Below are 11,829 nucleotides of genomic sequence, written 5' to 3' on the forward strand. Positions count from 1 at the left end.
CGCCATGCCTGATTCGCCTCGATCCGACCGCGGCATCCCGCTGACACTGGCTCAGCAGGCCGCGCTGCTGCCCGAACGCATGCGCCGCACACCGGCGTCCGATCTGTCCGTCGCACTGGAGATTTCGCCCGGCCTCGACGCGGCCGCGCTGGACCGGGCCGCGGTCGCGGTGATCGCACAGCACGAGATCCTGCGGACGGTGTATCCCGACGATCGCCGGATTCCCTACCAGCGCGTCGTTCCGGCGCCGGAGTCGGTGGTCGAGGTCGTCGAGACCGGCGAGGCCGAACTCACGGCCGCGCTGTCCGCCGACGCGGAGCATCGATTCGATCTGCTGAGCGAGCTGCCGGTGCGAATCCGGCTGTACCGCTTGCCGGGTCGTGACGTGCTGTCGATCGTCGTGCACCCGGTGGCCGCCGACGACCGATCGCTCGAGCTGCTGGCATCGGCGCTGTTCGCGGCGTACGACGGCAGCGCCGTGGAACCGGCGGCGCAGTACCGCACCTTCGCGCTCGCCCAGCTGAAAACCCTGGCGGGCAACGTCTCCGACGACGCGGGGCTGACCTACTGGCTCGAGCGGCTCGCGGATCTGCCCGAGCGGGCGGATCTCACGGACGCGGAGCCGGGCACCGAACCGGTGCGGCGCCGGGTGTTTCGCGTCGCGCCCGGTTCGATCGCCGGTGCGACCACGGAGGCGTCGTTCGCCGCGGTGGTGGCGCGGGTGCTGAGCGAGGCGGGCATGGGTGACGACATCGCCGTCGGCATCGTGGACCCGGATCGCGACGGCGTCGCGACCGCGTTCGGCAATTTCACCAATCACCTTGTGCTGCGGCTGGATCCGACCGAGGCGAGCCCGGCGCGGCAACTCGTGGACCAGGCCACCGCGCAGGTGGCGCAGGCCCGCGCGCACGCCGGCACCCGCATCGAGCGGATCACCCATCAGATGCGTGGCCTGGCGGCGGTATCCAGTGGCTCGCTGTTCCAGGCGCTGGTGACCGTCCGGCCCGACGCCCCGCTCGTCCCCGAGACGGCGGGCCGGACTGTGCGCGAACTCGCCCGCCGGACTGCCCGGCCGCACGGGGTCGATGTCGTGGTGGACGTCGTCACCGATGCCGAGGGGGGCACTGTCACAGTGGATTTCGCTCCCGCGCTCGCCGCCCACGCCGAAATCGACGGGTTCGCGAAGCTGCTCGAGCAGACCTTCGCACAGTGGGCCGCGGAACCGGAGAACTCGGCCGTCCCGGCGGCCGCGCCCGCGCTGTTCACTCGCGACGCGGTGCCCGAGCCCGGCGTCACCGGCCTCGGCGGCGCCCCGCGCACCGACGCGGAACGGCTGCTCGCTGCTGCCATCCGGGAGATTCTCGGCCTCGACGAGGACGACGAGGTCGGGCGCAAGGACACCTTCTTCTCGCTGGGCGGTGACAGCATCGCCGCGCTGCGGCTGGTCACGCTGCTCGGCGAGCGCGGGCACACCGTGGACGTGCAGAAGGTCTTCGAGTTCCCGGCGCTGTACGAACTCGCCGAACAGCTGGAGTCCGCCGATCCGGCGACCGCTGCCGCCGCCGCGCCGGCGCCGGCCGTGGCGCCGATGGCCGCCTCCGGTCTGGATCCGGCCGCGCTGCAGGCCCTCGGCCGGAAGTTCGCCGGCCAGTGACCGTCGAGATCCGCGATGTGGTCGCGCTGTCCCCGCTGCAGCGGGGACTGTATTCGGTGAGTTCGATCTCGCGCGGCGGTGACCCGTACCTGGTCACCTTCGCGGTGCGGGTCGAGGGGCTGACCGAACTGCCCGCGCTGCGGCGCGCGTTCGACGAATTGCTGGACCGCTACCCGCATCTCGGTGCGTCGGTGCTGGCGGAGGAGGTGCCGCATCCGGTGCTCGTGATCACCTCCGCCGGGCGGATCGGCTGGCGCGAGGTCGATCTGCGCACCGCCGCCGACCCGGAAGACGTTGCGCGGCAACTGTATTGGGACGAGGCGCGGCGACCGCTGGATCTCGGCGCCGGACCGCTGTTCCGGGTGGTGGCCGCGCGGGTGGGCGACGCGGACTACGAATTGGTCTGCACCGCACACCATATCGTCGTCGACGGCTGGTCCATCCCCCTGCTGTTCTCCGACCTGATCGCGCTGCACAGCGGGGCCGGGGCCGCGCTGCCGCCCGCGCCGCCGCTGCGCGAGCACGCGGCCTGGCTGGCGACCCGCGACACCGCGGAGTCCGCGCGGGCGTGGTCGGCCGCGCTGGACGGGCTCGCGCCGATGCCGATGATCGGACCGCCGGCCCCGCCCGAGGTGGACCTGCCGGTGGTCGGCGAGGCCCGGCTGGACTCGCGCGCCACCGACGCGCTGCTCACCTGGGCGCGCGGTCACGGGATCACCCTCAACACCCTGCTCCAAATGGCTTGGGGGCGCATCCTTTCCGGGCTCACCGGTCGCGACGACGTGGTGTTCGGGCAGACCACCTCCGGCCGGGACGCGTCGCTGCCCAATGCCGAACGGCTTGTCGGGGCATTGGTCACCACGATCCCCGTGCGAGTGCGGATGGACGCTCGCGATCCGGGCGAGATCGGCGCGCGGCTGCAACGCGAGGTCGCGCGGCTGCGCACGCACGAGTATCTCGGGATCGCGGAGATCACCCGGGCGGCGGGCGCGGGCCAACTGTTCGACACGCTGCTGGTCTTCGAGAACTCGCCGGTCGGCGCGGTGACCGCCGGTATGCCGATGGGCCGCGGGGCGACCATGACGCCGCGCCGCGTGGATTCGCCGAGCCACTATCCGATCGCGGTGGTGCCGGTGCTGGAGCACGGCGTGCTGATCTGCCGCGTCGAGACCCGGCCCGATGTGGTGACGCTGTTCGACCCGGAGCGGATGGCGCGGCGGGTGCTCGCGGTGGCGCGGCGAATCACCGAGACAGCGCGGGCCTGCGATGTCGATGTGCTGCTGGACGACGAGCCCGCGGCATTGACGGCGGACGGGCGGTCCACGAGGGCGGCGGGAAACCTGGAGCGGGATACCGCCGTCATCGACGTCCCCCGCACTTTGCTCGATGTCGCCGTGAGTGCCGCGGGGCGTGTGGCTGTGGTCGACGCGGTGGGGGAGCACTCCTTCGAGGAATTCGGTTCGGCTGTCCGTACTTTGGCGGCCGGTCTGCGCGCTGCCGGAGTGCGTCCCGGCGATGCCGTCGCGGTCATGCTGCCGCGGGACCGGCGGGTGCTGCACGCGCCCTTCGCCGTCGGGTACGCGGGCGCGACGTGTGTGCACGTGGATCCGGCGACCCCCGCCGATCGCCTCGCCTACATGCTCGAAACCGCCGGGGCGCGCGTCCTTCTCGCCGACGCGGCGCGGGCGGATGTGGTGGCGGAGGTCCGCGCCTCCGGCATCGAGTGCCTCCACGGAGTCCCGGACAACGAGGGACAGCTCCGCGCCTTCGGCAACGACGGACAGCCCCGTTCCGCGAACAACTCGGGCGGACAGGCACTTTCGGCATCCGACTCCGATGGCATCCCCGCGCACGCCGACGCTCCCTTCTACGTCGTGTTCACCTCCGGCACCACCGGCCGCCCGAAAGGCGTTGCGGTCTCGCACCGTTCGGTGCTCAACCACTGGGCGAATCACGAGCGGCGGATCTTCGCACCGACCACGGCGGCGGTGGAGCGGCAGTTGCGCGTCGGGCACGGGTGGTCGACCGGCTTCGACGCCGCGTGGCAGCCCACGGTGGCGCTGCTGAGCGGACACACGGTCGTGCTGCTCGGCGACGAGGTACGCACCGATGCCGAACGCATCGTGGCCGCGATCGACGACCACGGCATCGATATCTTCGACACCTCGCCGTCCATGCTGAACCGCCTGATCGCCGCCGGTCTGTTCCGCGCGGGCGACGGCGGCGAAACCTGCCCGCTGGCGGTACTCGCCCTGGGCGGCGAGGCGATCAGCCCCGACACCTGGCGGCGTTTGCGGGGCCTCCCGGCCACCCGCGTGATCAACTTCTACGGCCCCACCGAGACCACCGTGGAAGCGTTGATGGCCGACGTGCACGACCATGCCGCACCGACCATCGGCCGCCCCTTCGACGGCATGAAAGCCGAAGTGCTGGACCATCGTCTGCGCCCGGTCCCGCCGGGTGGCACCGGCGAGCTGTACCTGTCCGGCCCGCAGCTGGCTCTCGGCTATCTCGGCAGGCCCGGCGTCACCGCCGCGGCGTTCGTGGCCGGTGCGGGCGAAAGGCGTTATCGCACCGGCGATCTGGTGCGTCGCGCGGCCGACGGCACGGTGGCCTACGAGGGCCGCATCGACAGCCAGGTCAAGATCAACGGCTATCGCGTCGAACCCGACGAGGTGACCGTTGTGCTGCGTGAACTCGACGGTGTGCGGCATGCCGCGGCCCTGGCGTTCACCGAGAACGGCCGCACTCGCCTGGGCGCGCTCGTGGTCGGCACTTCGTCGGCGGGCCGCATCCGCTCGGCGCTGGCCCGGCGCCTGCCGCAGTTCATGGTGCCGACACGGATCGTGCACGTCGACGAGATCCCGTTGAACCGCAACGACAAACTGGACGGGCACGCCGCCGCCGCGCTGCTGGCGCGACCGGCGGGCACCTCCACGGCCGCGCAGCCGGACACCGAGACCGAGCGCACCCTGCTCTCGGTGATCGGCGCGATGACGGCGGGCGACACCGGCGAGACTCGCGCCGGAATCCTCGACAGCCTGGTCGATCTGGGTATCGACAGCATCGGCGTGATCGATCTGGTGTCGCGTCTGCGCGGCGCGGGCTTCCGGGCCTCCGCCCAGGACGTGCTCGCCGCCGCCGATCTGCGCGACCTGGCTCGCCGCCTGGACGACCCGGACGCGGCGGACGACCTTGTCGCGGAGGTGATTCCGGCGGGCACCGTGCTGCCGCTGACCGCCCTGGCGCACGAGATCATCGCCAATGGCGACTACCGGTATCTCGCGCAGTCGCAGGTGATCACGCTGCCGCAAGACGCCTCGGTCGAGGCGGTCGCCGCCCGCCTGGACGCGCTCGCGCTCGCACACCCGACCCTGCGCTCCCGCCTGACCACCACCGAGTCGGGCGCGCCGGTGCTCGTCGTCGGCGACAAATCCGGTGTGGCAGAGCAGATCTCGGTCGCCGACGAGTCGCGCGCCGCCGCCTCCCTGGCCGAGACCGTGGAGCGGCTGGATCCACGGGCCGGACGGATGATAGCCGCGACGGTATTGGAAGGCTCGAATCGCCGTCTGCTGCTGTCGATTCACCATCTCGCCGTCGACGTGGTGTCCTGGCTCATCCTCATGGACGACCTGCGCCACCTCGAGCAAGGCGCGCCGCCGCCGAACGAGCGCATGCTCGAGCAGACCGGCGTGACCACCGGACACATCGCCCCGGAGATTCTCGGCGCACCGCTCGGCGGCTGCCTCACCGATCCGGCGACGGACAAGGCGGGCAAGGCCGTTCAGCGCGTGGTCGAACTGGCCCCGGACCGCACCGAGCGGTTGCTGTCGCGCTGTGCCGCCGCCGGGGTGCCGCTGGAGGACGCACTGCTCGCCGCCTGCGCGCTCACCGTGGCCGACAGCGCCGACGCGACCGGCCGCATCCCGGTGACGCGGGAGTCGCACGGCCGCGCCCCCGACGATGACACACGCCGCGTCGGCTGGTTCACCGTCGAGGAGACGGTGCTCGTCCCGGCGGGCGACATCGAGGGCTGGACACCGGACCGCGGGCGACCGCCGCTGGGCGACCGCATCTCGACCGCGCGCGGTCAGCTCCGGCTCAACCACCTGGGCCGATTCGATGTGCTGCAGTTCGGTTCCGGGCCGTGGACGCCGGTCCCGCTGTCGGAGTTCACCTCCGAGTTCGGGGTCACCGGTCACCCCGATCTGCCGCTGCGATTCACCGTCGACGTCAATACGGCCGTGGTCGCCCGGGATTCGCGGCCCGTGCTGGTCGCGCAGTTCGACGTCAACTCGGCGGTGCTGGACGAGGCCGCGGTACAGGCCCGCACCGACCGGTGGCTGGCCGTATTGTCGATGTTCACCGCGGGGTGAGCAGAGAGGGAGGGAAGCATCATGACGGCTGAGACCGTCGAGCAGGCCGCGCCGGCGGCGCGGGCGCTGGAGCCGGATCGGGTCGCGCTGTAACAGCAGAAGAAGGCGGATGCCCTCGCGCGCAAGAAGATCCTGGCGCCGGTGAACGGTGCGCTGACGCTGGCGAGCCTGGTGATCGTGGTCGCCTCGGTCTGCGCCGTCGTCCCGTTCGTGCTGATCGTCGAGGCCTGTCGCGAATTGCTCTCCGCACCAATAGATTCCGATCGCGTGTGGGTGCTCGTGATCAGCGCGGTCGTGGTGCTGGTGGTGCGCGGCCTGCTCGAGGCCGGGGCACTGGTCTGGACTCACCTGCTCGACGCGAAGTTTCAGCTGACCCTGCGGCAACTGCTGGCCGCCAAGCTGACCCGGGTCCCGCTGGGCTGGTTCACCGACCGCAGCTCCGGGGAGGTGAAGAAGTTCCTGCAGGACGACGTCGAGGCGCTGCACTACCTGATCGCCCACGCCCGGCTGGACTTCGTCGGCGCGGTGACGGTCCAATTGATCGCCCTGATCTACCTTTTCACCGTCGACTGGCGGCTGACGCTGATTCTGCTGATCCCGCTGTTCCTCTACACCCGGGCGCTGGCCGCCATGATGGGTCCCGGTCACCGGGAGCGGCTGGCGGTCTTCGCGGGCTCCGAACGCAAGATCGAGGAGTCGACCATCGAGTTCGTCGACGGCATCCAGGTGGTGCGCGCGTTCGGCCAGGCGCGCAAGGCGCACAACACCTTCCAGGAGGCGGTCGACAAGACGGCCGCGAGCCTGCTGGCGTGGAAGACCCCGATGACGCGGCTGCAGTCGGGCGCGGAGATCCTGCTGACACCGCTGTTCCTGATGCTGGTCGTCGTCGTGGCCGGACTCGGTTTCGTCGAACTCGACTGGATACAGCCGGTGGACATCCTGCCGTTCCTGCTGCTGGGCATCGGCCTGGGCAGCGCCCTGCTCGGTATCGGCTTCGGCGGTCAGGCGCTGCGCGAAGGCGCTGCGGCCGCGCTGCGGCTGCACGAGTTGCAGCAGACGCCGGAACTCGCCGCACCCACCGGCGGCGCCGAGCCGAGCCCCGACGGCAGCGCCGGTCTGCCCGTGCGGTTCGAGCATGTGAGCTTCGGCTACCGCAAGGACCGGACGGTGCTGCACGACATCGACATCGAGCTGGCGCCGGGCACCATCACCGCGCTGGTCGGGCCCAGCGGATCCGGCAAGTCGACGCTGGCCCGGCTGCTGCCACGGTTCTACGACGTGACGGCCGGCCGAATCACCATCGGCGGCAAGGACCTGCGCGAGTTCTCCACCGAGGAGCTGTATCGCACGGTCGGTTTCGTCTTGCAGGACGTGCAGATGATCCGCGGCACCATCCGCGAGAACATCCGCCTGGCCCGCCCGGACGCCGACGACGCGACCATCGAGCGCGCGGCCCGCGCCGCGCAGATCCACGACCGCATCGTGGCGCTGCCGCGCGGCTACGACTCCGAGATCGGCGGGGACGCCGTGCTTTCCGGCGGCGAGGCACAGCGGTTGTCGATCGCCCGCACCCTGCTGGCCGACACCCCGGTGCTGGTGCTGGACGAGGCCACCGCCTTCGCCGACCCCGAGTCCGAGGCCGCGGTGCAGGACGCGCTCGCGGTCCTGGTCGCCGACCGGACCGTGCTGGTGATCGCGCACCGCCTGCACACGATCACCGGCGTCGACCGAATCCTGGTGTTGGAGAACGGCGTCGTGGTCGAGAACGGCGACCATCCGACACTGTCCCGCGCGGGCGGGCTCTACCAGCGGCTGTGGGAGATGAACGAGGCTTCCATGCACGAGATCCAGCTCGTCGAGGGGGAGATCCGATGATCACCAAGGTCTTTGCGCTCGTCCCGGCCGAGCTGCGCCGCCACATTCCCCGGTATCTGGCGCTGATCGGCGGCCTGTCGCTCGGGCAGATCGCGGCCTATCTGCTGTTGATTCCGTTGTTGCAGGCCCTGTTCGACGGCGAGATGGGCAGCGCGTGGCGGTGGGCGGCGTGGATGGCCGTCGCGGTGGCCGCCGCCTCGGCGTTCTCCTTTCTGGTGTCGATGGCCGGGCTGCGTATCGGTGTGGGCATGCTGCGCGGGGTGCAGACCCGGCTCGGCGACCATCTGAGCAGCCTGCCGCTGGGCTGGTTCGCCACCGCCAACGCCGGTTCGATCTCGAAGATCATCGTGGGCGGCGTGCGCGAGATACTCAGTGTCGTCTCGTATTTGGTGGCGCCGGTGGTGACGGCGGTGATCGTGCCGGTGGGCGTCGCGATCGGGGTGGCGTTCATCGACTGGCGGATCGCGCTGACCATGCTGATCAGCCTGCCGGTGCTGCTGGTGGTGAGCCGGTGGGCCAACAACAGCTTCTCCCGCTCGAATGAGCAGATGCACGAGGCCGCGGCCGAATCCAATGCTCGCGTGGTCGAATTCGCGCAGGCGCAGCCGGTGCTGCGGGCCTTCGGCGCGGTCGGCGACGGCAACCGCAAATTGACCGAGGCGCTGCGCGGGCAGCAGCAGGCGTCGACCCGCCTGCTCTTCGCGAGCGTGCCCGGGCTGATGGTGTTCGCGCTGTGCGTGCAGGCGGTCTTCCTGATCCTGGTGTCGGTGATCGTCGCCCGCGGCACCGGGGGGCAGCTGGCCGTGCCCGCCGCCATCGCGTTGATCGCGGTGAGCGCCCGGTTCATCGAGCCGATCAACCGGGCGGCGCAGCTGAGCAACGCGCTGCGCAGCGCCGCCGACGCCGCCGAGCGGATCACCGATTTCCTGGCCGTGCGGGATCTCGGGGAGGCGGTCGAGCCCGTGGAGCCCGGTGCGCCGGAGATCGTGTTCACCGATGTCGATTTCGGTTACCGCGAGGGCGAGAAGGTCATCGACGGCGCGTCCTTCACCGTGCCGAGCGGCACCACGACCGCGATCGTCGGCCCCTCCGGCAGTGGCAAGACGACGCTGCTGCGGTTGGCGTCGCGCTTCTACGACGTCGACGCGGGCCGGATCACGGTGGGCGGCCACGATGTGCGCGCGCAGCCGTCGGAAACGCTGCTGCGCCAGGTCTCCCTGGTGTTCCAGGACGTGTACCTGTTCAACCAGACCATCGAGGAGAACATCCGCATCGGCCGCCCGGACGCGACGCCCGAGGAGGTGCGCCGAGCCGCCGAGATGGCCCGGGTCGACGAGATCGTCGAACGCCTGCCCGACGGCTGGGAATCCACCGTCGGCGAGGGTGGCGCCGCCCTGTCCGGCGGTGAGCGCCAACGTGTTTCGATCGCCCGCGCCCTTCTGAAGGACGCCCCGATCGTCCTGCTGGACGAGGCCACCAGCGCCCTGGACCCGCACAGCGAGGCGGTCGTCGTCCGCGGCATCCACGAACTGACCCAGGGCAAAACCGTTGTCGTGGTGGCACATCGGCTGGCCACCATCCGCCACGCCGACCAAATCCTGTTCGTGGAAGGCGGCCGAATCGTCGAAACCGGCACCCACTCCGAACTCCTCGCCCGCGGCGGCCGCTACTCCGAATTCTGGAACGAGCGCTCCCGCGCCACGGGCTGGCACCTGTCCCCGGCATAGTCACGGAAGGGGTTGGCGGTCAGGGCTTTCCGGCCGCCAGCCCGTCCATGAGCAGATCCATCATGCGCCCGGCCTGCTCGCGCTGATCGGGCGTATTGCAGGCCAGGAAGATGCCGAGCAGGCTGACCACCACGTCCTCGGCGCGCACATCGGTGCGGAGCGTGCCCTCCGCCGCGCCCGCGTCGAGCAGCCGCCGGACCGCACCGCCGAGCGCCGCGCGCGCCTGCGCGGAGGTGACCGCCCCGGAGGCGATCACCGCGCGCAGCGCGTCGGCGATCTCGCGCTTGGCCGCCACATAGTCGGCGAACCGGTCCATCCACGCCCGTAGGGCAGCGCGAGCGGGCAGCGCCGCGAGCAGGTCCGCGGCGCTCTCGCAGACCGTGGTCAGCTCCGCGCGATAGACGGCCTCGACGAGGTCGTCCCGGGTCGGGAAGTGGCGGTACAGCGTGCCGATTCCCACCCCCGCCGCGCGTGCGATCGACTCGAGCGGGACCTTTCCGCCGTCGTCGGCCAGCATGTCCCGGGCCGTCTCGATCAGCCGTTGCCGATTCCGCTGGGCGTCCGCGCGCCCACCGCCTTCTCTCGCCAAGCGGAGGTTCCTCCGTTTCTGCTATGGTCGGTTAAGCGGAGGTTCCTCCGCATTTGCTGTCGACTATGCCACTCGAGAGGGGACTCCGCACATGAGGACAGGCGACACGGCCGCCGATCGGCCGGGCGGGACGGATTCGCTGGCGGGGCGGCCCGTCTCCCGGATCGGGTTCGGCGCGATGCAGTTGGTGGCGTACGGGGCCGGGCGGCCGGTGGTCGATCGAGGCACGGCGATCGGCGTGCTGCGGCACGTGATCGCCAGCGGCATCAACCACATCGACACCGCGCAGTTCTACGGTGCCGGGGCCTGCAATGCGCTCATTCGCGAAGCGCTGCAACCATTTCCGGAGGAGCTGGTGCTGGTCAGTAAGGTCGGGGCCGACGAAACGGCCGGCGGTCTCGTCGCCGCTCAGCAGCCCGCGCAGTTGCGGCGCCAGGTCGAGGACAATCTCACCGCACTCGGCGTCGACCGCATCCCGGTCGTCAACCTGCGTCGCGTGGACGCCCCGCCCGGCATCGTCGCCGAGGGTGACCAGCGCGTCGACCTGGACAGCCAGCTCGCCGAACTGCTCGACCTGCGGACCGAGGGAAAGATCGGCGCCATCGGACTGAGCAATGTCGGCGCGGGCCAGTTGCGGCAAGCGCTGCCCGCCGGGATCGCGTGCGTGCAGAACGCGCACAATCCACTCGACCGTGCCGCCGAACCGGTTCTCGATCTGTGTCACCGGCACGACATCGCCTGGGTGCCTTTCATGCCGCTCGGCTCGGGGTTCCCTGAAACCGTCAAGGCCACAGCACTTCCGGCAGTCCAAGAGATCGCAACCGCCCTGCGCGCGACCCCGGCACAGGTGGTCCTGGCCTGGCACCTGGCCCACTACTCCCACACCCTGCTCATCCCGGGAACAGCGAACATCGCGCACCTCGACGACAACATCGCAGCGGGCCAACTCGTACTGAGCCCTGAAGCCATGTCCGTGCTGAACCGGCTCGCCGACGTCAGGCCCTCGGCCTGAAACTCACGAAGACGCGGTGCCGCCCATCTCAATATCCGCGCGGCCCGGCCGATCCGTCTTCGCGTCGAACCAGTCGAGGACGGCTTCGCGGGTCAGTTCGCGAATGATGACGACGGCGAGCACGATGCCGACTGAACCGGCGAAAGCGCCGCTGAAAAGCGCGAACAGGCCATTGGCGCCGATGATCACCTCCAGGCAGATCAACGTCTTACGACCCCACTCGATGCCGCCGATTGTCAGGAGGGCGCCGGCCAGCAGCAGGGACGCTCCCACCCACGACGCGTACGTGACGAAATAGTCGACCCCCGTCCGCTCCTGCCCATGGTCCTTCGCACTATTGATATCGGCCAGCAACAAGTACCCGAGCAACGCGTTGGACGCCACCTGAAAAATGACCACCCCCAACGTAATCTTCAGCGACATCGGCATTTTCGGCACTCCGGTCCTGGACACCTCGAGCCCCTTTCCTCGGCTCCCCCCACCGAACCACCTACCCGCCCGCCCCCGACACGCCGCCGAGTTCGGGGATGTGCCACGGCGAGAGCAAGACCTTTTACCGCCTACACGCGTCCGAGGGTGCGCCCGACAGGCGCGCG

Annotated in this window: 7 protein-coding genes; 5 read left to right on the forward strand and 2 right to left on the reverse strand. The window is 70.5% G+C overall.

The window, feature by feature from the left end:
* The first annotated feature begins 4 nt into the window (after positions 1–4).
* The 4 genes from QH470_RS01755 (at position 5) to QH470_RS01770 (ending at position 9,632) form a co-directional block, all read left to right on the forward strand.
* A complete protein-coding gene (locus tag QH470_RS01755; protein WP_280270458.1) occupies positions 5–1,654 on the forward strand; it encodes a condensation domain-containing protein in 1,650 nt (549 codons plus the stop codon).
* Positions 1,651–6,030: a non-ribosomal peptide synthetase gene (locus QH470_RS01760; RefSeq protein WP_280270459.1), complete on the forward strand. Its 4,380-nt coding sequence runs from the start codon at positions 1,651–1,653 to the stop codon at positions 6,028–6,030. Before QH470_RS01755 ends, QH470_RS01760 begins: the two co-directional genes overlap by 4 nt.
* Before the next feature lie 141 nt (positions 6,031–6,171).
* Positions 6,172–7,905, forward strand: coding sequence for an ABC transporter ATP-binding protein (locus QH470_RS01765; protein WP_280270460.1), 1,734 nt, complete (start codon positions 6,172–6,174; stop codon positions 7,903–7,905).
* Positions 7,902–9,632: an ABC transporter ATP-binding protein gene (locus QH470_RS01770; protein ID WP_280270461.1), complete on the forward strand. Its 1,731-nt coding sequence runs from the start codon at positions 7,902–7,904 to the stop codon at positions 9,630–9,632. The genes QH470_RS01765 and QH470_RS01770 overlap by 4 nt, the downstream gene beginning before the upstream one ends.
* Before the next feature lie 19 nt (positions 9,633–9,651).
* Here the strand turns inward: QH470_RS01770 and QH470_RS01775 are convergent, their stop codons facing one another.
* Positions 9,652–10,221: a TetR/AcrR family transcriptional regulator gene (locus tag QH470_RS01775; protein ID WP_280270462.1), complete on the reverse strand. Its 570-nt coding sequence runs from the start codon at positions 10,219–10,221 to the stop codon at positions 9,652–9,654.
* Between the two features lie 91 nt (positions 10,222–10,312).
* Between QH470_RS01775 and QH470_RS01780 the strand changes: the two genes are divergently transcribed.
* On the forward strand, positions 10,313–11,233 hold the full coding sequence (locus tag QH470_RS01780) for an aldo/keto reductase (protein WP_280270463.1): 921 nt from the start codon (positions 10,313–10,315) through the stop codon (positions 11,231–11,233).
* Between the two features lie 3 nt (positions 11,234–11,236).
* On the opposite strand, the gene QH470_RS01785 is transcribed toward QH470_RS01780, so the two are convergent.
* Complete coding sequence (locus QH470_RS01785) at positions 11,237–11,662, reverse strand: hypothetical protein (protein WP_280270464.1); 426 nt, start codon at positions 11,660–11,662, stop codon at positions 11,237–11,239.
* Positions 11,663–11,829 lie beyond the last annotated feature (167 nt).

This window comes from Nocardia wallacei (genome assembly GCF_029868745.1).
Classification (GTDB): Bacteria; Actinomycetota; Actinomycetes; order Mycobacteriales; family Mycobacteriaceae; genus Nocardia; species Nocardia wallacei_B.

Bases quoted from the DNA above. Each gene is read 5' to 3' on its own strand.
- QH470_RS01755 (WP_280270458.1), top strand. From the start codon at position 5: ATGCCTGATTCGCCTCGATCCGACCGCGGCATCCCGCTGACACTGGCT.
- QH470_RS01770 (WP_280270461.1), top strand. From the start codon at position 7,902: ATGATCACCAAGGTCTTTGCGCTCGTCCCGGCCGAGCTGCGCCGCCAC.
- QH470_RS01780 (WP_280270463.1), top strand. From the start codon at position 10,313: ATGAGGACAGGCGACACGGCCGCCGATCGGCCGGGCGGGACGGATTCG.
- QH470_RS01785 (WP_280270464.1), bottom strand. From the start codon at position 11,662: ATGCCGATGTCGCTGAAGATTACGTTGGGGGTGGTCATTTTTCAGGTG.